This window comes from Stutzerimonas chloritidismutans (assembly GCF_020783375.1).
In the GTDB taxonomy this organism is placed as follows: domain Bacteria; phylum Pseudomonadota; class Gammaproteobacteria; order Pseudomonadales; family Pseudomonadaceae; genus Stutzerimonas; species Stutzerimonas kunmingensis.
On record NZ_CP086067.1, the window covers coordinates 2880588 to 2900834 of the forward strand.

Annotated in this window: 17 protein-coding genes and 1 pseudogene; 13 read left to right on the forward strand and 5 right to left on the reverse strand. The window is 60.9% G+C overall.

All coding sequences use genetic code 11. The features are described from left to right. Positions 1-316: 316 nt before the first annotated feature. Positions 317-2815 (forward strand): glycerol-3-phosphate 1-O-acyltransferase PlsB, encoded by a 2499-nt coding sequence (plsB, locus tag LLJ08_RS13275; RefSeq protein ID WP_023445560.1) that lies wholly within the window; start codon positions 317-319, stop codon positions 2813-2815. A 5-nt stretch (positions 2816-2820) separates the two neighbouring features. On the opposite strand, the gene LLJ08_RS13280 is transcribed toward plsB, so the two are convergent. Next, positions 2821-3249 carry an N-acetyltransferase gene (locus LLJ08_RS13280; RefSeq protein ID WP_228207232.1) on the reverse strand — a complete coding sequence of 143 codons (429 nt, stop codon included), beginning with the start codon at positions 3247-3249 and terminating at the stop codon, positions 2821-2823. 190 nt (positions 3250-3439) lie between these two features. Here LLJ08_RS13280 and LLJ08_RS13285 point away from each other — a divergent pair, with 190 nt between their 5' ends. Then, entirely contained in the window at positions 3440-4111 is a 672-nt protein-coding gene (locus LLJ08_RS13285) for a DUF4197 domain-containing protein (RefSeq protein ID WP_014819999.1), read from the forward strand. Between the two features lie 25 nt (positions 4112-4136). Here LLJ08_RS13285 and LLJ08_RS13290 read toward each other — a convergent pair whose 3' ends face one another. Together LLJ08_RS13290 and LLJ08_RS13295 are read right to left on the reverse strand one after the other, a co-directional pair. Then, positions 4137-5753 carry an ATP-binding protein gene (locus LLJ08_RS13290; RefSeq protein WP_104097812.1) on the reverse strand — a complete coding sequence of 539 codons (1617 nt, stop codon included), beginning with the start codon at positions 5751-5753 and terminating at the stop codon, positions 4137-4139. A gap of 11 nt (positions 5754-5764) precedes the next feature. Next, complete coding sequence (locus LLJ08_RS13295; protein WP_046621223.1) at positions 5765-6481, reverse strand: winged helix-turn-helix domain-containing protein; 717 nt, start codon at positions 6479-6481, stop codon at positions 5765-5767. Between the two features lie 707 nt (positions 6482-7188). Here LLJ08_RS13295 and LLJ08_RS13300 point away from each other — a divergent pair. The 8 genes and pseudogenes from LLJ08_RS13300 (at position 7189) to LLJ08_RS13335 (ending at position 15992) form a co-directional block, all read left to right on the forward strand. Then, positions 7189-10068 carry a ribonucleoside-diphosphate reductase subunit alpha gene (locus LLJ08_RS13300; protein ID WP_041013614.1) on the forward strand — a complete coding sequence of 960 codons (2880 nt, stop codon included), beginning with the start codon at positions 7189-7191 and terminating at the stop codon, positions 10066-10068. A gap of 497 nt (positions 10069-10565) precedes the next feature. Beyond that, positions 10566-11813: a ribonucleotide-diphosphate reductase subunit beta gene (locus LLJ08_RS13305; RefSeq protein ID WP_023445554.1), complete on the forward strand. Its 1248-nt coding sequence runs from the start codon at positions 10566-10568 to the stop codon at positions 11811-11813. Positions 11814-11943: 130 nt separating this feature from the next. Continuing rightward, entirely contained in the window at positions 11944-12435 is a 492-nt protein-coding gene (locus tag LLJ08_RS13310) for a hypothetical protein (RefSeq protein ID WP_228207233.1), read from the forward strand. Further along, positions 12432-13427: a DGQHR domain-containing protein gene (locus LLJ08_RS13315; RefSeq protein ID WP_228207234.1), complete on the forward strand. Its 996-nt coding sequence runs from the start codon at positions 12432-12434 to the stop codon at positions 13425-13427. The genes LLJ08_RS13310 and LLJ08_RS13315 overlap by 4 nt, the downstream gene beginning before the upstream one ends. Before the next feature lie 182 nt (positions 13428-13609). Beyond that, positions 13610-13753: pseudogene (locus tag LLJ08_RS13320) on the forward strand (REP-associated tyrosine transposase); the annotation flags it as partial. Between the two features lie 173 nt (positions 13754-13926). Further along, positions 13927-14601, forward strand: a complete 675-nt coding sequence (locus LLJ08_RS13325) for a hypothetical protein (protein ID WP_228207235.1) — start codon at positions 13927-13929, stop codon at positions 14599-14601. 184 nt (positions 14602-14785) lie between these two features. After that, the gene (locus LLJ08_RS13330; protein ID WP_228207236.1) at positions 14786-15316 is read left to right on the forward strand and encodes an REP-associated tyrosine transposase; all 531 of its coding nucleotides are present in this window, start codon (positions 14786-14788) and stop codon (positions 15314-15316) included. A gap of 154 nt (positions 15317-15470) precedes the next feature. Further along, positions 15471-15992 carry an intracellular growth attenuator family protein gene (locus LLJ08_RS13335; protein ID WP_228207238.1) on the forward strand — a complete coding sequence of 174 codons (522 nt, stop codon included), beginning with the start codon at positions 15471-15473 and terminating at the stop codon, positions 15990-15992. A 450-nt stretch (positions 15993-16442) separates the two neighbouring features. Here LLJ08_RS13335 and gcvA read toward each other — a convergent pair whose 3' ends face one another. After that, a complete protein-coding gene (gene gcvA / locus LLJ08_RS13340) occupies positions 16443-17411 on the reverse strand; it encodes a transcriptional regulator GcvA (protein WP_228207240.1) in 969 nt (322 codons plus the stop codon). A gap of 117 nt (positions 17412-17528) precedes the next feature. Here gcvA and LLJ08_RS13345 point away from each other — a divergent pair, with 117 nt between their 5' ends. The 3 genes from LLJ08_RS13345 (at position 17529) to LLJ08_RS13355 (ending at position 19487) form a co-directional block, all read left to right on the forward strand. After that, complete coding sequence (locus LLJ08_RS13345) at positions 17529-18254, forward strand: FMN-dependent NADH-azoreductase (RefSeq protein WP_228207242.1); 726 nt, start codon at positions 17529-17531, stop codon at positions 18252-18254. Between the two features lie 81 nt (positions 18255-18335). Then, positions 18336-18686 carry a TfoX/Sxy family protein gene (locus tag LLJ08_RS13350; RefSeq protein WP_228207244.1) on the forward strand — a complete coding sequence of 117 codons (351 nt, stop codon included), beginning with the start codon at positions 18336-18338 and terminating at the stop codon, positions 18684-18686. Between the two features lie 108 nt (positions 18687-18794). Further along, positions 18795-19487 carry a GNAT family N-acetyltransferase gene (locus LLJ08_RS13355; protein WP_228207245.1) on the forward strand — a complete coding sequence of 231 codons (693 nt, stop codon included), beginning with the start codon at positions 18795-18797 and terminating at the stop codon, positions 19485-19487. Between the two features lie 142 nt (positions 19488-19629). Here LLJ08_RS13355 and LLJ08_RS13360 read toward each other — a convergent pair whose 3' ends face one another. Continuing rightward, complete coding sequence (locus tag LLJ08_RS13360; protein ID WP_031297762.1) at positions 19630-20115, reverse strand: MarR family winged helix-turn-helix transcriptional regulator; 486 nt, start codon at positions 20113-20115, stop codon at positions 19630-19632. Positions 20116-20247: the final 132 nt, after the last annotated feature.

The following is a 20247-nucleotide window of genomic DNA, read 5'->3' on the forward strand; positions in this document are numbered from 1 at the left end:
CAAGGCGGCAGGAACGAGGCTGAAAACGGCGCCAGCGCAGCAACCAAGCGGCTTCCAGCTACCCGACCCGCGGCTGAAATGGCGCGTATGGAATTTCCCTATCGGCACGATAGGCGCAGCCTCAAACAGCGCATCCTATCGTCCCATTTACGCCTCACACTCCAGTGTCCGCGTTAGGTCTGCGCAGAGAATCCGGGCGTCGAGTAGCCCTGCAATCGCTGGCGGTTCGCCGGCAGAGAGTTTTGCCCGCCCTCCCCGCTTGCGGCACACTTGCCGCCTTCGAGGGCATTGCCCCTTCCATAGCCGAATCTGCCGTATGACTCGCTCCCCCCTTCGCCGTCTGATCTTCTCCGTATTGCGCCGCGTGCTGTACTTCTGGGTGCGCTCGGAGACCATCAACCAGTCTGCCTTCACCCTCAAGCTGGACCGCAGCAAGCCGGTGTTCTACGTGCTGCAGCAACCCTCGCTGAGCGATCTCGCGGTGCTGGACGTCGAGTGCAGCAAGGCCGGGTTACCACGCCCGGTGGCCGATGTGGCGGTGGGCGACCACGTCGAGCCGGCCGCGTTCTTCTTTCTCAATCCGGCAACGAGCTGGTTTGGCCGACGCACGCGTCTGGTGGCGCCGCCAACGCTGGTCCGGCTGGTCGGCGCACTGGAGCACAACGCGGTGGAAAACGCGCAGATCATCCCGGTCAGCGTGTTCTGGGGGCAGTCGCCGAATCGCGAGACCAGCGCCTGGAAGCTGCTGTTCGCCGACAGCTGGGCGGTCACCGGGCGCCTGCGCAAACTGCTCAGCATCCTGGTACTGGGCCGCAAGACCCGCGTGCAGTTCTCCGCACCAATCCAGCTCAACGAGCTGATCGCGCTGAACAAGGGCCACGAGCGCACCCTGCGCATGGTCCATCGCATGCTGCGCGTGCACTTCCGCAACCAGAAGACCGCCGTGATCGGCCCCGACCTGTCGCACCGGCGCAATCTGGTCAAGGGCCTGGTCCACGCACCGCAGGTCCGGCAGGCGATTCGCGACGAGGCCGAGCGCGAGAACATTTCCATCGAGCGGGCCGAAGCCAGGGCGCTGCGCTACGGCAACGAGGTGGCCTCGGACTACGCCTACACCGCCGTGCGCTTCCTTGAAGTGGTGCTGTCCTGGTTCTGGAACAAGATCTACGACGGCATCCGCGTCAACCATATCGAGCCGCTGCAGGAAGCCGTGCGCGGCTACGAGGTGATCTACGTCCCCTGCCATCGCAGCCATATCGACTACCTGCTGCTGTCCTACCTGCTGTTCCGCAACGGCCTGACGCCGCCGCACATCGCCGCCGGCATCAACCTCAACATGCCGGTGATCGGCAGCCTGCTGCGCCGCGGTGGCGCCTTCTTCATGCGCCGCTCGTTCAAGGGCAACCCGCTGTACACCTCGGTGTTCAACGAATACCTGCACAACCTGTTCACCCGCGGCTTCCCTGTCGAGTACTTCGTCGAGGGCGGCCGTTCGCGTACCGGCCGCATGCTGCAACCCAAGACCGGCATGCTGGCCCTGACCCTGCGCAGCTACGTGCGCTCGTCGCGCCTGCCGATCCTGTTCGTGCCGGTCTACATCGGCTACGAGCGCGTGCTGGAAGGCCGCACCTACCTGGGTGAACTGCGCGGCGCGGCGAAGAAGAAGGAATCGATCTTCGACATCTTCAAGGTCATCGGTGCGCTCAAGCAGCGCTTCGGCCAGGTCTGGGTCAACTTCGGCGAACCGCTCAAGCTCAACGAATTCCTCGACCAGGAGCAGCCCGGCTGGCGCCAGCAGACCTACGCGCCGGATTACCGTCCCGAATGGCTGAACGACGCCACCAATCGCCTGGCCGAGCGCATTGCCCAGCGCCTGAACGAGGCGGCGGCGGTCAACCCGGTCAACCTGGTGGCGCTGGCGATGCTCTCCACCAGCCGCCAGGCCCTGGACCAGCAATCCCTGGCGCGGATTCTCGACCTGTATCAGGCGCTGTTACGTGCGGTGCCCTACTCGCCGCACACCACGCTGCCGGAAGGCGACGGCAACGCGCTGATCGCCTACGTGAAGAGCCTCGACCTGCTTGCCGAGCAGAAGGACGCGCTGGGCAACATCCTCTATCTGGACGAGCAGAACGCCGTCCTGATGACCTACTACCGCAACAACGTGATGCACATCTTCGCGTTGCCGGCGCTGCTGGCGAGCTTCTTCCAGAGCAGCTCGCGCATCAGCCGCGAGCAGATCCAGCGCTTCACCGAGGCGCTGTACCCGTACCTGCGTGCCGAGCTGTTCATGCGCTGGGAAGTCGAGGAGCTGGAAGCCGTGGTCGACCAGTGGCTGGCGGCCTTCGTCGAGCGCGGCCTGCTCAAGGTGGACGGCAACCACTACGTGCGCCCGGCCCCGAGCTCGCGGCAGTTCGTCCTGCTCACCCTTCTCGCTCGCGTCGTGGTGCAGACCCTGCAGCGCTTCTACATGGCTACCTCGCTGCTGCTCAACAGTGGCCAGCACAGCCTGAGCGCCGAGGAGCTGGAAAACCTCTGCACGGTCATGGCCCAGCGCCTGTCGATCCTGCATGGGCTGAACGCGCCGGAGTTCTTCGACAAGGCGCTGTTCCGCCATTTCATCCAGAGCATGCAGGAACAGGGCGTGGTCAGCCCGGACGAAAACGGCCGCCTCGGCTATCACGAGAAGCTCGCGGAACTGGCCGAGGGCGCAGCCAAGCGCGTGCTACCGGCGGAGATTCGCCTGTCGATCCGTCAGGTGGCGCTGGAGCGTCATCACGACGATTCCGATTCGACGCCTCCCGAGGCCGCCTGACGCGGTCAGTTCCGCTGCCAGGCCATCGCCAGTTCGGGATGGCCGGTGTGCGGGTCCAGCTGTTCGCTGATCACGGCAAAGCCATGTCGGCGATAGAAGGCGACGCTGGCGGCATTGGCGCTGTAGACCGTCAGCTCGAGCCGCTCACGCACGGTCTTGGCCTGCTCGATCAGCGCCGAGCCGATACCACCGCCCTGGGCGCTCGGCGCCACGAAGATCGCCGTCAGGACGTCCCCGACCAGCGCGACGAATCCCAGCACCTCGCCTTCACGCTCATCGACCCAGATCTGCGCCGCCGGCAGATAGATATCGCGCATGTCATCCAGCTTCGACGCCCAGAACTCAGGGGCGATGAAGTCATGGGCGCGGAGCGATGCAGCCAGCCAGATCGCCAGCACCGGCTCCAGGTCATCGGGGCGAAAGGGACGGATCATGCGAGTCGGCTCCATAACGACGGGGCCGCAACCTTAGCGCATCAGTAACAACCTGTCCCCCGCCTGCCTGACCCATACTGCTGGTAAACGCCTGCGCCTTGCCCGGCATTGCTTTAGCATCGGCGCCAGGCCATACGGCAGTTAGCAGCCCGCCGCTTCTGCACCATTCAATGAACATGAGGTTAACGCCATGTTGCGCATCACCACTCTCGTTGCAGGCCTGGCACTTTCCGCCAGCGCTTTCGCTCTTTCACTTTCCGACCTGACCCAGAGCGACGCCAGCGCCGGCCTCAAGGATGCGCTGAGCCAGGGCGCCAAGGTCGCCGTGCAGCAGCTCGGCCGCCCTGGCGGTTTCAGCAGCGATCCGGACGTGCGTATCGAGCTGCCGGGCAACATCGGCAAGGCCTCGCGAATGTTGAAGATGCTCGGCATGGGTGCGCAAGTCGAGCAGCTGGAGAACAGCATGAACCTGGCCGCCGAGAAGGCCGTGCCGGAAGCCCAGCAACTACTGCTGGATGCCGTGCGCAAGATGACCGTGCAGGACGCCAAGGCCATTCTCGCCGGTGGCGATGACTCGGCCACCCAGTACCTCAACCAGTCCAGCCGCGAGCAGATTCGCGCGAAATTCCTGCCCATCGTCAAACAGGCCACCGACCAGGTCGGCCTGGCGCAGCAATACAACGCCGTCGCCGCCAAGGTGCCGGCTGGCATGAACGGCAGTTACGCGAATATCGAAAGCTACGTCACGGAACAGGCACTCGATGGCCTGTTCACCGTGATCGCCGAGCAGGAAGCGAGCATTCGCAAGAACCCCGCCGCCGCGGCCACCAGCCTGGCGAAAAAGGTGTTCGGACTGCTCTGAGAGATTGGGTCGAGCTGCGCTGGTTTCAGCCAGCCGCTGCGCGGTCCGCCCTGCGCCGCGGCCAGACCAGGCTGAAACGCGCGCCGCCCAGGTCGCTGTGCCCCAGCTGCGAGCGACCGCCGTGCCAGTAGATGATCCGCCGCACGATGGACAAGCCCAACCCGTGCCCGCCAGAGGCGCGGGTACGGCTGTCGTCCAGGCGCAGGAACGGGGTGAAGACCTTTTCCCAATCCGCTTCCGGGACGCCCGGGCCATCGTCGTCCACCTCCAGCCGCACCGTTTGCCCGTCGATGGCGAAGCTGACCTGCACCCGACTCTCGGCATGGCGCATGGCATTGGTGATCAGGTTGCTCAGGGCGCGGCGCAGGTACTGCGGCTCCGCCTCGGCCCAGCAGCTGCCATCGGCTGCCGTTGTGCATTCTCCGCGGCTGACGCCGACATCGGCGCGGAGCGGCGCCAGCTCACCGATCACCTGATCGACCAGCGCACCCAGGTCGACCTGCTGGAAATGCAGGGTCGGCGAGCCGCGCTCCAACCGCGAATACACCAGCATTTCGTCGACCAGCGCATCGAGGTCGTCGATGTCGCCGTCCATGCCTTCCAGGTACTTGCGCCGGGCCTCGTCGGTCTGCGCCTCGGCGCTCATTTCCAGGCCGAAACGCAGGCGCGCGACCGGCGTGCGCAGCTCATGGGCCACCGCGCTGACCATCTCCCGCTGCACCGCCAGCAAACGCTGCAGATGCCTGGCCATACCGTTGAACGCCGCCGCCAGGCGCCCGACCGAATCGGTGCCGACGTCCGGCACGCGGGTTTCCAGATTGCCCGCGGCGATGCGGGTCGCCGCGCCTTCCAGCACGCTCAGGCGCTGCTCCAGCTGGCGCACCAGCAGGTACACGGTAAGACCGATCAACGACAGGCCGAGCAGGCCGATCAAGATCAGCAACTGCGGCGGATAGGGATTCATCTGGTACAGCGGACCGAGCTGCATGATCCAGCCGGTACCGGCGATGGCCGCGAACACACGCACGGCATCACCGCCGCGAGCGAGCGCCATCACCGTGTCGCCCTCGTCCAGCCGCCGACGCTGGTCGTCATCGAGGTTGGCGCTGTCACGCGTCAGCAATTCCAGATCGAAGCCGAAACCACGCGCCTGTTTCAGCTCGGCGAGGCGTCGCGGCTGCTCGGCTTCGGGATAGCGGATCAGCTCGTCGATCAGCAGATAGATGGTCGCGCGCGCCAGCTGCTCGCTGAGCTGTTCCACCTCGCCGGTGAGCACCAGCCGGTCCTGCGCGCTGACCAGGCTGAACACCGTGGTGCTCTGCGGACGGATCTGCTCGACCAGCACCTGGCCGCGCAGCAGGCGCGCCTCCAGTCGGCTTTCCAGGCTGACATCGTCGAGCGTGCGCACCCGCAGCGGAATGCCCAGCAGCCGCCCCCAGAGGTTCGCCGCCTGGCGCCGTTCGATCGGCGTCATGCTGCTCATGTTGTGCGCCATCAGGCGGAAGGTGCCGCTGGCCAGGCGCTCGCGGTGATCGTCCGCGCGGTACTGGTTGAGCAGGTGCAGGCCGCCGGCGCCGAGCAGCGCCACCAGCACCAGCACCCCCAGCATGCCGCCATAGATGCGCAGGAAGATCGAGTTCATGGGCGGCGGCGCTACACCATCGCCACGGCAGCTTCAGAAACGAACAGATAGCCCTTGCCGCGCACCGTCTTGATCAGCCGCGGATGATCGGGATCGTCACCGATCTTGGGGCGGATACGCGAAATACGCACATCGATGGAGCGGTCCTGACCGTCGTATTCGATGCCGCGCAGCTCGGCGAAGATTTCTTCACGGGAAAGAATGCGTCCGGGGTTGGAGGTCAGCAGCCAGAGCAGGTCGAACTCGGCGCCGGTCAGTTCGATCTGCTGTTCACGCAACCAGGCTTCGCGCAACGCGCTGTCGATCACCAACGGGCCGAACTGCAGGCGCTTGGCATTGGTCGGTGCCTCCGGTGGCTGACGACGCAGCAAGGCGCGGATGCGCGCCAGCAACAGACGCGGACGCACGGGCTTGCAGACATAGTCGTCGGCGCCGGTTTCCAGCCCCAACACCTGATCCAGATCGTCGGCCCGCGCGGTGAGCATGAGGATCGGGCCATCGTAGCGGTCACGTACCCGCCGGCAGATCGACAGGCCATCCTCGCCGGGCAGCATCAGATCGAGCACCACCAGATCCGGGCGCTCCTCGATGATGCGCTCGGCGGCGCAGGCGCCATCCGATTCGATCGACACCTCGAAGCCGCCACTGCTCTGCAGGTATTCCTGCGTCAGCTCGGCCAGCCGTCGATCGTCCTCGACGATGAGAATCCGCCACGTCTCTTGCTCCATCCCCGCCCCCTGTCAGACCGTCAGGCCACAAACGAACAGCGCGCATTGTACCCAACGCCCGGCCCGGCACGATGCACAAAAAGCGGGCAGCGGCAAACACAACATGTAGTGTCATTGACCATCATCAAAATATGCCCGGCGGCGCGTATTTCGTCGGCATTCGGCCGAGCGCCGCAGCCATGCGGCCTGCGGCCGGACGCCGCGCTTTCACCCACAATCCGCACACACGTTATCCACAGGTTATCCCAGACGGCTGCCTTGCATTGGCCCGGAGCCAGCATTATCTTGTCGCTCCTGCGCGCCTTGACCCCTAGATATTGGGCCTGCGCACCGCAACTGACACAATCGAGACATTTTCGAGAGCTGGGCTATCGCCCTGCCTCCCATTGCTCTGCAACACCGTCGGCAGCCTCAGGTCAAGCATTAATGCAAGCCTTCGACAGTCGTCTCCCTGACTTCAAGCGCGGAACTAGCAGCTGTGCTCGGAGCCAAGACAAAACACAACATATTGTGTTGACAGTTTTTCCAGCCTGACTATCCTTCCGGCAACGACTTAGCTCGTCAGCGGCCTAGTCAGGACTATTCCTTGCGATACCACCATGCACCGCGATGCGGGGCATGGCTGATGCAGTAACGACGCCCGGGCTCAACGAAGCCCGCGCAGACAGAACCAGAACCGCGACTAAAAGAGAGAATCCGGAGCCCCCATGCAGAACCCATCCACTCGCGAGAACCCGCTGTCAGCCGATGCACCGGATCTGGCGGCTACCGCCCCGGGCCAGCTGCGCGTGATCAAGCGCAACGGTACCGTCGTCCCCTACACCGACGACAAGATCACCGTCGCCATCACCAAGGCCTTTCTCGCAGTGGAAGGCGGTAACGCTGCCGCTTCCTCGCGTATTCACGACACCGTCGCGCGCCTGACCGAGCAGGTCAGCGCCACCTTCCGTCGTCGCATGCCCTCCGGTGGCACCATCCACATCGAAGAAATCCAGGATCAGGTCGAACTGGCCCTGATGCGCGCCGGCGAGCAGAAGGTCGCGCGTGACTACGTGATCTACCGCGAAGCCCGTAGCCAGGAGCGCAAGAGCGCCGCGGCCAACGACATCGCCCAGCCGCACCCGAGCATCCGCGTCACCCGCGCCGATGGCAGCCAGCAGCCGCTGGACATGGGTCGCCTGCAGACCATCATCACCGAAGCCTGCGAAGGCCTGGCCGAAGTCGATGGCGCGCTGATCGAGCGTGAAACCCTGAAGAACCTCTACGACGGCGTGGCCGAGAAGGACGTCAACACCGCCCTGGTGATGACTGCCCGTACCCTGGTCGAGCGCGAGCCGAACTACAGCCAGGTCACCGCGCGTCTGCTGATGGACACCCTGCGTGCCGAAGCCCTGGGCTTCCTCGACGTTGCCGAAGCCGCCACCCATCACGAGATGGCCGACCTGTACGCCAAGGCCCTGCCGGCCTACATCGAGAAAGGCGTCGAGTTCGAACTGCTCGATTCCAAGCTCAAGAGCTACGACCTGGCCAAGCTGGGCGCCGCGCTCAACCACGAGCGCGACCAGCAGTTCACCTACCTCGGCCTGCAGACCCTGTACGACCGCTACTTCATCCACAAGGACAACGTCCGCTTCGAGCTGCCGCAGATCTTCTTCATGCGCGTCGCCATGGGCCTGGCCATTGAGGAAGAGCAGAAAGAAGCCCGCGCCATCGAGTTCTACAACCTGTTGTCGTCCTTCGACTACATGGCCTCCACGCCGACCCTGTTCAACGCAGGCACCCTGCGTCCGCAGCTGTCCTCCTGCTACCTGACCACCGTGCCGGACGACCTGGGCGGCATCTACGACGCCATCCGCGATAACGCCCTGCTCTCCAAGTTCGCCGGCGGTCTGGGCAACGACTGGACCCCGGTACGCGCACTGGGCGCCTACATCAAGGGCACCAACGGCAAATCCCAGGGCGTCGTGCCCTTCCTGAAGGTGGTCAACGACACCGCCGTCGCGGTCAACCAGGGCGGCAAGCGCAAGGGCGCGGTCTGCGCGTACCTGGAAACCTGGCACCTGGACATCGAGGAATTCCTCGAACTGCGCAAGAACACCGGTGACGACCGTCGCCGTACCCACGACATGAACACCGCCAACTGGATTCCGGACCTGTTCATGAAGCGCGTCTTCGACGACGGCCCCTGGACCCTGTTCTCCCCGTCCGACGTACCCGACCTGCACGACCTCACCGGCCGCGCCTTCGAGGAGCGTTACGAGTACTACGAGGAGCTGACCAAGTACGGCAAGATCAAGCTGTTCAAGACCCTGCCGGCCAAGGACCTGTGGCGCAAGATGCTCTCGATGCTGTTCGAGACCGGCCACCCGTGGCTGACCTTCAAGGACCCGTGCAACCTGCGCAGCCCGCAGCAGCACGTCGGCGTGGTGCACAGCTCCAACCTGTGCACCGAGATCACCCTGAACACCAACAAGGACGAGATCGCCGTCTGCAACCTCGGCTCGATCAACCTGGTCAACCACATCAAGGACGGCAAGCTCGACGCCGCCAAGCTGGAGCGCACCGTGCGCACCGCTGTGCGCATGCTCGATAACGTCATCGACATCAACTACTACAGCGTGCCGCAGGCGCAGAACGCCAACTTCAAGCACCGTCCGGTGGGCCTGGGCATCATGGGCTTCCAGGACGCGCTGTACCTGCAGCACATCGCCTACGGTTCCGACGCCGCCATCGACTTCGCCGACAAGTCCATGGAAGCCATCAGCTACTTCGCCATCCAGGCCTCCTGTGACCTGGCCGACGAGCGTGGCGCCTACTCCAGCTTCCAGGGCTCGCTGTGGTCCCAGGGCATCCTGCCGCTGGACTCCCAGCAGATCCTCATCGAGGCTCGTGGCCAGAAGTACATCGACGTCGACCTGACCGAATCCCTGGACTGGGCGCCGATCCGCGAGCGCGTCAAGAAAGGCATCCGCAACTCGAACATCATGGCCATCGCGCCGACCGCGACCATCTCCAACATCGTTGGCGTGTCGCAGTCCATCGAGCCGACGTACCAGAACCTGTACGTCAAATCGAACCTGTCCGGCGAGTTCACCGTGATCAACCCGTACCTGGTCCACGACCTCAAGGCCCGCGGCCTGTGGGACCCGGTCATGGTCAACGACCTGAAGTACTACGACGGCTCCGTACAGCAGATCGAGCGCATCCCGCAGGATCTGAAAGACATGTACGCCACCGCCTTCGAGGTGGAAACCAAGTGGATCGTCGACGCCGCCAGCCGCCGCCAGAAGTGGATCGACCAGGCGCAGTCGCTGAACCTGTACATCGCCGGCGCCTCGGGCAAGAAGCTCGACGTGACCTACCGCATGGCCTGGTACCGTGGCCTGAAAACCACCTACTACCTCCGTGCCCTGGCCGCGACCAGCACCGAGAAGTCCACCATCAACACCGGCAAGCTGAACGCCGTGTCCAGTGGTGGCAGCGAGGCGGCGAACTCCGCGAGCGCCGCTCCGGCTGCAGAGCCGCAGCCAGCTCCGGTGCCGCTGGCGTGTTCCATCGATAACCCCGACTGCGAAGCCTGCCAATAACTTCAAAGTCGCGGCCCCCAGAGCGGTCCGCGCGTTGTTGCCCGCCAGCCCGGCCCCCATCACGTACATGCGTACGCTCAGGGGCTCCGGACTGACGGGCGCCTAGCGCGACCTCGCTCTGGAACCCGCTCACACCGAGCGGTTTTTTAACAACGAAGGGAACGACCCGTTCTCGCTTGCCAGGTACTCACAGCCAACGCAGTGGCTACCGATAGAGCAAGCCCGACGCCAACACCAAACCAGTCCCCTCGCCCCTCTGGGGAGAGGGTTAGGGTGAGGGGCAACCCTCCAGACAAACACAAGCGGTCGGACCAGACACCCGACCGTCCCCTCGCCCCTCCGGGGAGAGGGTCAGGGTGAGGGGCAGCCCCACCAGACGATACAAAAGGCCGGACCTATCTCGGTCCAAACCAAATACCCGCTTTTGCGTGCAAACCAAAAGCACCCAAACACATCCGACCGGCCAAGCCCCGGTCCCCGATCAGGAGCTATCGCACATGCTGAGCTGGGACGAATTCAACGAAGAAGACACTACCACCGCCGCGCCGGCCCCCGCTGCCGCGCAGCCGGCAGGCCAGACCGCCGCCAAGCTGGACAACGACGCCGCCGGCTCCGTGGAAGAAGCCCGCGCCGTTGCCGCCAGTGACTCCGACGCCATCGCCCGCGCCAAGCGCGCGCTGGACGACCTGGACATTCAGGAAGGCCTCAACGAACTGGAAGGCGAATCGGCCCGCGTGCGCGTCGACGAGAAGCGCATGATCAACGCCCGCGCCGACCTCAACCAGCTCGTACCCTTCAAGTACGACTGGGCCTGGCAGAAGTATCTGGATGGTTGCGCCAACCACTGGATGCCGCAGGAAGTGAACATGAACGCCGACATTGCCCTGTGGAAGAGCAAGGACGGCCTCAGCGAAGACGAGCGCCGCATCGTCAAGCGCAACCTCGGCTTCTTCTCCACCGCCGACAGCCTGGTCGCCAACAACCTCGTGCTGGCCACCTACCGCCTGATCACCAACCCCGAGTGCCGCCAGTACATCCTGCGCCAGGCCTTCGAAGAGGCGATCCACACCCACGCCTACCAGTACTGCATCGAATCGCTGGGCATGGATGAAGGCGAGATCTTCAACATGTACCACGAGATCCCGAGCGTCGCGAAAAAGGCCAGCTGGGGCCTCAAGTACACCCGTTCCATTTCCGACCCGACCTTCCAGACCGGCACCCCGGAGACCGACAAGCAGTTCCTGCGCAACCTCATTGCCTACTACTGCGTACTCGAAGGCATCTTCTTCTATTGCGGCTTCACCCAGATCCTCTCCATGGGCCGCCGCAACAAAATGACCGGCACCGCCGAGCAGTTCCAGTACATCCTGCGTGACGAGTCCATGCATCTGAACTTCGGCATCGACATGATCAACCAGATCAAGATCGAAAACCCGCACCTGTGGGACGCCGACATGAAGGACGAAGCGACCCAGATGATCCTCCAGGGCACCCAGCTGGAAATCGAATACGCCCGCGACACCATGCCCCGTGGCGTGCTCGGCATGAACGCCGCGATGATGGAGGACTACCTCAAGTTCATCGCCAACCGTCGTCTGACGCAGATTGGCCTGAAGGAAGAGTATCCGGGTACTACCAACCCGTTCCCATGGATGAGCGAGATCATGGACCTGAAGAAGGAGAAGAACTTCTTTGAGACGCGGGTGATTGAGTATCAGACTGGTGGGGCGTTGAGCTGGGATTGATCTCGCACCTCCTGACGCTCACAGCCGATCGGCTGTGAGCACTGGCGGGTTCAACAACCACGACTCCGCCAACCCCAAACAGCCAAATAGGATTTGCTGTGAAACCAACAGAGCTAATAACAAACCTAGCTTGGTATTAGTCATTACCTTCATCATTGGGCAAGCCCCAGTCGCCTACACAATAACTGCTTCGATACTCACTGAAGCAGAACTCGCACCAATCATTACACAGCTATTGAATTCTGGTGCATTCCTGACTTTCTCTATAGCCATCCTTGCTAGCAGCTGCTTCCACTTCATACACGAGTACAACGGAAGCAATAAAATCGACCTTAGAAAATCAAAGTCCGTCATGCTATTAATCGCATTAGGGCTGATTGCAATATCCGCCACACTCATAAAATTTGTAACCGCCCCACTCGACCAAGTTTCTGAAACCGCCAAAACATGGCATTGGTGGGTTTACTCAATTTCGACTTTGTTTGCGCTGGTGCTTTGGGTATTTTTCGAAATATTCCCACCCCAACGCTCCACAATCCGAGACGAAATCGACGAGAAGAGTCAGAAAAATCTAGATAAAGCCAAGTCACTAGCTGCAACGCCAGAAGGGATTGATCTATGAGCGAAAAAATGGAGTATCCGTACATAGAGCTAGAGCAACCTGGCGGGACTTTTTATGTCACTACAATGCTAGCTTCGGAGCTCGTAGATCGCGTCGAAATCAAAAGGCGTGGCTCCACCCCTGACGGTATACAAAGAAATCCAGATACAAAACGAATCAGCGAGATAAAGAAATATGCACTGCGGGAAGATGCCGTATTCCCGACACCAATAATTATTTCCTGCGACGGCGAAATAATTAATACAGACACAAAAACCGTATCCTTCACAAAACATGGATCTCTCGGCCATATTCTCGACGGGCAGCATCGAGTATTGGGCCTACAACAACTAACGAAAGAGCAGCAGGCAAAATTCAAACTCTTAGTGATATTCGTAACTGGAACGGACGTATACAGTGACGCAACTATATTCCTGACCATAAACAGCAATCAGAAACCCGTACCAAAGTCACTAATATACGACCTATTCGGAATAAGTGAAGAGCGCACAGAGATAAAGGCATGCCACGAAATAGCAAAATCCCTTAACTCTGAAAAAGACTCGCCACTTCACAATAAAATAAAAATGCTTGGCATAAAAACCTCACCAACCGAAACTATAAGCCAATCTGCCTTTATTGATTCATTGAAGCCGCTAGTGAGCTCTAAAGGCTGCTTCAGGGCATATTACGAAAATGAGCGCGACGACATAATATTAAGGATCCTACTAAGCTGCTTTAGCGCACTAGCAAAAACCTTCCCGACCGAATGGAACAGCAACAACCATCTACTTGCAAAAACTGTAGGTTTTGGTGGATTAATGAAAGCCATGCCACAAATGTTTACAGCGGGTGCTGAGCAAGGATCCTTGACTGAGGAATTCTTCCGGGAAATTTTTGAAAGACTTAGAGAGAATCTTGAGAGCCGTTACCTGACACTAACCAAAAAAGACTTCCAAACAAGCAATGATGCAATGATAAAATTCAGCCAACTAATCATTGAATCTATCTGAATATATGTAAAGCGAATAGCCTGAAAGTAACGCGTGGAAAAGGCTTCGCCGTTTTCCACCCTACCTCCGGCAACGTCGATGCGTCGGCCGTGTGGGCGGGTGAGATGGCGTAGGGTGGATAACGCTTTTCTTATCCACCGATACGGACCTCCCGCCAACACAACGCTCAAGGATGAGCCGCCATCTCCCGTTACCGCCGCGCCCAAGTGCCGGGCGCCACGTATTTCTTTACGGTCAATCTGCTCAATCGTCGCAGCGACTTGCTTGTCCGCCATATCGACCTGCTCCGCGAGACAGTGCGAGCCACACGTTCACGCCCCCCTTTCACTTGCAGAGCGATCCCTTCCACAGCCTCCAGAAATCTGCACTATCGCCGATACGATTTGGCATAGCACGACGTGGCGCCCTCTGTGCCAATCAAAAACCGCTTATCGCGACTTGCAGACTCAACGATACATACGGCATCAACAGCGCATACAAACCAGACTCAAGGACAACGATGTTCACCGAAATAAAAATCGAGCTCAGCAAGTTTGACTGGAGCGGCGTATCCGGCCTGTCCGACGTGGTAATGGTGCTGCTCACATTGGTTCTACTTGCAGGGTTGAGGCAGGGCGCAAAGAACATTCGCGAGTCGTCGATATCACGGGACGCTGACATTCTCCGCTGGGCCATGTCGGAAATGGACACCCTCAAACCGCAGATAAGGCTACTCACCGACGCACACAAGCGGCATAGCTACTGCGGGCTGCCGCACGACCCAGAGACAAACCCGAACGGCTGGACCAGCCAGGAGCTCGATGCAGCCCAGGTCGTTGGGGTCAATCTGCAACGCATCGGCTACATGGCGCTTCACAACTTGGTTTCCCGAAACCACTTCATGAATATCTGGGGCCCGATGTATCTCGCCTGCTGGTATGCGTTGGAGCCGTGGGTCAAACACAAACGCAAGGCCCTAAACGAGCCAGTCGAAATCAAGGATGGTGCGTATAGCAGGATCTACTTCGAGCAGTATGCGCACTACTGCGAGGCCCATCTTCCGCGCCGCCTGGTTGATAACGAACGTCAGCGTTTCGGTCTTCAACCATTGCAGGAGAGCAAGCTAACCTTCCGGCAACGGTTTCTGGAGAGAATGGGCAAAAACGAAGTGCTGGATGTACGGCGCGATAGATGACACGTCAGCGAGCTAGCGAGGTAGCCTGGAAGAAACGCGTAGAAAAGGCTACGCCGTTTTCCACCCTATCTCCGGCAACGTCGATGCGTCGGCGGTGTGGGCGGTCGAGATGTCGTAGGGTGGATAACGCTTTGCTTATCCACCGATACGAACCCGCCAACACAACGCTCAAGGATGAGCCGCCATGTCCCGCTACCGCCGCGCCCATGTGCCGGGCGCCACGTATTTCTTCACCGTCAATCTGCTCAACCGGCGCAGCGACCTGCTGGTCCGCCACGTCGACCTGCTCCGCGAGACGGTGCGAGCCACACGCTCACGCCATCCCTTCCACATCGACGCCTGGGTCGTTCTGCCCGACCACATGCATTGCGTCTGGACGCTCCCGGATGGCAACGCCGATTTCGCCCTGCGCTGGAAAGTCATCAAGTTCGCTTTCGCCCGACGCCTGCCAAAGACCGAGATACTAACGGCAACTCAGCGCTCCCGCGGCGAGCGTGGAATCTGGCAACGGCGCTATTGGGAACACCTGATTCAGGATGAACTGGATTACCGGCACCACGTGGACTACGTGCATCGAAATCCGTTGAAGCACGGTTTAGTGGAGCGTGTCGTCGACTGGCCCTATTCGAGCTTTCATCGGGCGGTCGGAGCTGGGGTCTATCCGGTTGATTGGTGCGGTGGCGAGGCGGAGGGATTCGCGGGAGATGCGGACTAGCGCGTGGATAAGCATCGCCATTCCACGCTACTCCCCGCAATGCCGATGTGTTGGCGAAATCAGGAATGCGCTTGATGTAAGGTGACCACCTTTTGCTGGGCATGACCGGCAGCTCTCACCAATCTAGTAGAAACGTAAACGGAGCCAGACAGCCATGGCAGGCTATATCAATCTGTTCTTCATCACCGCAATCGCAGCCGTCACTTTTGGTTCAGCTATTTATTTCTTTGGAAAGCTGCTTGGGAGCCGGATGGCTTTACAAGACCTAGAGCAATGGGCCAAGCCACACCGAACCTTAACAAGCACGGAAAAACTGCGACTCATGGCAGATTATAATGCCTTGAGCAAAATAGATAAGAAAACCGGCTCGCTATTAATACCGAAAAATGACAACGTTTATCTTCTAGAGGGAAAGATTGGTGGATTCGGACTGGAAACGACAGCAGCGAAACTACAGAAAATAACGATCGACAACGTTGCCGTTGAATTCCCGACTGGACTTTCTGAATACCTACAGCCAGGAATCAACGTGGCCGAGGTAGCTATTTCTACATCCCATGCCATCGTGCTCTCTCTGAATAGCGTATTCCTCGATCCACCCCAATCGAAGCATGTGGCACCCGAACTGGTAGCTGCGTTGCAAAGATTACAATTATCGAGAAGCAAAGTGTCCTGAAACGCCGCCCTCTCTCCGAGAGGCTGCGAACAGGACGCATAGGTAATGACGGCCGCACGATTCTCTTTTCTTCCGCAAGAAGCGCGAACACAAACCAGCTCAATTTTTCTAAATACCAACTTGCGTATAATTCCCGCGTGAAAAAGAGGACTATCATTGCACCAACACTAGGAGCGCCATGAATATGGATATAAGGCGTTTCGAAAAAGCTCGTATTTCATAGTCGTGCCTATCTAACGAAAGCGCTGGTTCGTTTTGCTTACACTGCTGTTCTGCCTCTCAGGCACGATTGTTATTGCGCTGACTGGAGATGTTTACGCCACAAAGGACGTTACCGTTTATAGATTCAAGGACGGCGCCCTTCTCCATCTAGTCTTTATGGCCATTCTTTGACCGCAGGCCTTTTTCTGGCAGCTAAGCGCTGGTCAATGCCCACTGTTACAACGCACGTTAATCCATGGCTTCATTAACTTGATTGGTATGTAGTGAGGTTGCGGGCTCGGCATTGCCGATATCAGCCCGTACCTCACACAACCCACCCGGCACCCTCATCACCCACTCCCTCACTGCCCGAACCGTCGGATCATCCCGACGGCTCTCCGGGTATACGAGGTGAAACGGCTTGCCCTCCATCTCCGGCCCGAATGGCTGCACCAGCCGCCCTTCCCTCAATTCATCCTCGATTAACTGCCGACTCATCAGCGCCACACCCTGCGCGCCGACGGCGGCTGAGATGGCGTGGGTCTCGTCGGAGAAGACCAGCCCGGCGCTCACATCCAGCCCCGGCACGTTGGCGAGCTTCTGCCACGACGCCCAATGAATCGGAGCGGACAAGGCGGCTTGCGCACGGAAATGAATCAAAGGGTGTTTGGGCAGCTCAGCAATATCCCGCAAGCCGAGGTGCGGGCTGCAGACCGGGACGAAAGTGTTGTCGAACAGCTTCTCCGCCACCAGCCCCGGCCAGCGGCCATCGCCGTAGCGAATGGCGATGTCGGCCGTGACGCCATCCAGCGCGACCGGTTCGTGGGAGGTGTGGAAGCGCAGATCGATATCCGGATGGGAATCGCGCAGCAGGCAAACCCAGGGCACCAGCCAGCGCACCGCGATGGCCGGTGTGGTACTGAGGGTGATCGCCTGGCGGCAGGGCTTCGCGCTGAGGCGTTCGACCGCCCCGCTGATGCTGTCGAACGCGGCTTCCAGCGTCTGTTGCAGCTCGCGCCCCTGGTCGGTTAGTTCCAGCTTTCGCGGTTTGCGCAGGAACAGCGCCACGCCGAGGGATTCCTCCAGCGAACGAATCTGGTGGCTGATCGCCGTGGCCGTGACGGACAGCTCCTCGGCAGCCTGCTTGGCGCTCTCGTGGCGGGCGGCGGCTTCGAAGGCCCGCAGCGCAGAAAGCGAAGGTAACCGGCGGTGCGCCATGGCTGAGTTTCTCTCATCTGTAGTTGTAAGAAATGGTCGTTTGTCGCCAGTACAGCCTAGCCATAGGCTGGATTTACCGCGAACGACAGATGAATTCAATCACAGAGGAGAATCGCCATGACGCACCTTCTGCACCTCGATGCCAGCGCCCGCCCCGGCCTTGCCGGCAAGGACGAGCACGGTTCCCACAGCCGTAACCTCACTCACCGCTTCGTCAGCCAGTGGGCGGCCCGCCGCGCGCAGGACGGCATCGTCTACCGCGATATAGGCCAGAACCCGCCTTCGTTTATCAGCCATGACTGGATCGCCTCGAGCTTCACGCCGGAAGGACGCCGTGAGCCGTGGATGCGGAACACGCTGGCGGAAAGCGAACAGCTGGTCGATGAGCTGATCGCCGCCGATATATTGGTCATCGGTACGCCGCTCTACAACTTCGGCATGCCCGCGGCGCTGAAAGCCTGGATCGACCAGATCGTGCGCCCAGGCCGGACGGTCGAGGTCGACGAAAGCAAACTGCCCGATCCGTACGTGCCGCTGCTGGCGGACCGGCCACGGCATGCGGTCATCCTCAGTGCCCGCGGCGGCATCGGCTTTGGCCCTGGCGGGGAAATGGCGCACATGAATCATTTGGAGCCGAATCTGGTGACGGCACTCAATTTCATCGGGATCACCCGCATCCATCAGATCGCGATTGAAGGTCAGGAAACCGGTGGCGAGGTATTGGCCGCCTCGGTGACCGAGGCGCTGCGCCAGGTCGATGCCTTGGTCACGGAGCTGCAGTCGGCACTCGATGCGCCCCCACGCCATGCGCGGGCAAGGCAGGTGGAGCTCAATCAGGTGTAAGGCGGGCAACGCGTGGAAACGGCCTCGCTTTCCACGCTACGCTCCATGGGCATGGCACCCAGTCGAAACAGCGGAGCAGGCATGGCGAGCGACAGAGATTTCGTGCTGTATGTGGCGGAGCAGATTGGCCTGGGAAGCAGGCTGACGTACAGGAAGATGTTCGGCGAGTACGCCCTTTATCTGGACGAAAAGGTCGTCGCGTTTGTCTGCGACAACAGCCTGTTCATCAAGCCTTCGGCGGCCGCCGAGACGCTCGCCTCAGACTTGCCGCAAGCTCCGCCCTACCCCGGCGCGAAGAACTATCCGGTGGCGGACGAGCTGCTGGATGATACCGACGAACTCCGCCGCCTGGTGATCGAAACGGCTCGCCTCATGCCGGCACCCGCGCCACGCAAACCGAGAAAGAGAAAGCCAGACGTAGCCGCGACGTAGAGGCAGGCACGATCTCTCGTAGCACCGATCACCATGCCGCTTACCCTCGCCTGACGCACACCGCCCGGTACAATGCCGCCATTTTCAGTACCGCCCCGGAGCGCCGCCATGTTCACCCTCACCCACCTCGACACCCCGCCGCCGGAATCGCTGAAAAGCCAGGTGCTGCAGATGGTGGTGGATTATCTCGGCGACATCAGCCCGGTTTCGCTGCAGCCCAGCAACCCGCTGTATCAGCTGTATCAGTACGTGGTGGGTTTCGAGGTGCATCGCTATATGGACAGCATGGACGGCGCGCAGGCGGGCAAGCCGGAGCTGATCATGGCGTTGGATGCTGAGGACCCGGCGGTCCTGCTCGGCTTCGCGCTGTACCTGCCCTTTGTGGACGATTCCGAAGCCTGCGCGCTGGTCTATCTGGCGGTGGACGCCGGCCATCGTCGCCAGGGCATTGGCCGGGCAATGGTCGAAGCGATGGTGACGCGCTATCCCCATGCCGAGGTGGCGTGCGTTGCAGGCAAGGTGCCGTATTTCAGCGCACTGGGCTTTCAGCCGCTGGTGGCGCGCGGCCCGCAGGTGGTGATGAATACCCGTAACGGGGCTTCGAACGGTGCGGTGGCGGTGCAGGATCTGGAGCCGATCTTCCAGTCCAAGGAAGTCCGGCAGATCTACAGCTACCTGGTGCAGCAGAATGGCCGCAAGGCGATGAGCGAGGCGGAGAAACAACGCGACCGTCTGCTCGATCAACTGGCGCGCCAGGCGCAGGACCTGGTGCAGCAATCGACCGTTCGGCGCTTGCATTGATCGCGCGAGGCATCACCAAGCTCGGGTGATACCGAGCCCGCGCAGCTGCGTCATTCACGAGCCACACCTCAATCCATCGCGGATATACGCCGCGCCTTGTCGAACCGCGCGCTCTTTATCGCGGCTTACGCCAAGCCTCGCGCTAGCGCCCGGCCAGCCACTTGCCCAGCAGCCTGTCGAGCTGTTCCTGTTCGTCGCGACTGAGTGTGGCGAGGGCCGTTTTTTCGTTCTCGACGTGGGCGGTCATCAGGCCGTCGATCAGAGTGAAGCCGGCTTCGGTCAGGGCGACCAGGGTGCCACGACGGTCCTCGGGGTTCGGCTTGCGTTCGATCAGCCCGGCACGCTCGAGGCGGTCGAGCCGATTAGTCATGCCGCCTGACGAAATCATCGCTGCCTCATACAGAGCGGTCGGGCTCAGGGCATGCGGCGCCCCGGCGCGACGCAAGGTCGCCAGCACATCGAATTCGCCGTAGTGCAAACGGTGCTCATCGAAGAAGGGTTGCAGCACGTCTCGGTTGAGCACCTGCACCGCCTCGCCGAGCCGGCCGATCAGGCGCATGGGCAAGGTGTCCAGGTCCGGCCGTTGCTGTTGCCATTGTTCAACGGCGAGTTGAGCTCTATCGATCACCGGATACCTCGTCTATTTATCTTGATGTTAAGATACTTATCGCAAAGACATTAACTGCCCACTTGGAGATTGCCATGCTTTCCGTTCGATCACCCGCGTCATCTTCACTATCGCGGGCCGGCGAGGCGATAC

Excerpts from the sequence above, each read along its gene's own strand:
- plsB (WP_023445560.1), top strand. The coding sequence starts at position 317 with ATGACTCGCTCCCCCCTTCGCCGTCTGATCTTCTCCGTATTGCGCCGC.
- LLJ08_RS13280 (WP_228207232.1), bottom strand. The coding sequence starts at position 3,249 with ATGATCCGTCCCTTTCGCCCCGATGACCTGGAGCCGGTGCTGGCGATC.
- LLJ08_RS13285 (WP_014819999.1), top strand. The coding sequence starts at position 3,440 with ATGTTGCGCATCACCACTCTCGTTGCAGGCCTGGCACTTTCCGCCAGC.
- LLJ08_RS13290 (WP_104097812.1), bottom strand. The coding sequence starts at position 5,753 with ATGAACTCGATCTTCCTGCGCATCTATGGCGGCATGCTGGGGGTGCTG.
- LLJ08_RS13295 (WP_046621223.1), bottom strand. The coding sequence starts at position 6,481 with ATGGAGCAAGAGACGTGGCGGATTCTCATCGTCGAGGACGATCGACGG.
- LLJ08_RS13300 (WP_041013614.1), top strand. The coding sequence starts at position 7,189 with ATGCAGAACCCATCCACTCGCGAGAACCCGCTGTCAGCCGATGCACCG.
- LLJ08_RS13305 (WP_023445554.1), top strand. The coding sequence starts at position 10,566 with ATGCTGAGCTGGGACGAATTCAACGAAGAAGACACTACCACCGCCGCG.
- LLJ08_RS13315 (WP_228207234.1), top strand. The coding sequence starts at position 12,432 with ATGAGCGAAAAAATGGAGTATCCGTACATAGAGCTAGAGCAACCTGGC.
- LLJ08_RS13325 (WP_228207235.1), top strand. The coding sequence starts at position 13,927 with ATGTTCACCGAAATAAAAATCGAGCTCAGCAAGTTTGACTGGAGCGGC.
- LLJ08_RS13330 (WP_228207236.1), top strand. The coding sequence starts at position 14,786 with ATGTCCCGCTACCGCCGCGCCCATGTGCCGGGCGCCACGTATTTCTTC.
- LLJ08_RS13335 (WP_228207238.1), top strand. The coding sequence starts at position 15,471 with ATGGCAGGCTATATCAATCTGTTCTTCATCACCGCAATCGCAGCCGTC.
- gcvA (WP_228207240.1), bottom strand. The coding sequence starts at position 17,411 with ATGGCGCACCGCCGGTTACCTTCGCTTTCTGCGCTGCGGGCCTTCGAA.
- LLJ08_RS13345 (WP_228207242.1), top strand. The coding sequence starts at position 17,529 with ATGACGCACCTTCTGCACCTCGATGCCAGCGCCCGCCCCGGCCTTGCC.
- LLJ08_RS13350 (WP_228207244.1), top strand. The coding sequence starts at position 18,336 with ATGGCGAGCGACAGAGATTTCGTGCTGTATGTGGCGGAGCAGATTGGC.
- LLJ08_RS13355 (WP_228207245.1), top strand. The coding sequence starts at position 18,795 with ATGTTCACCCTCACCCACCTCGACACCCCGCCGCCGGAATCGCTGAAA.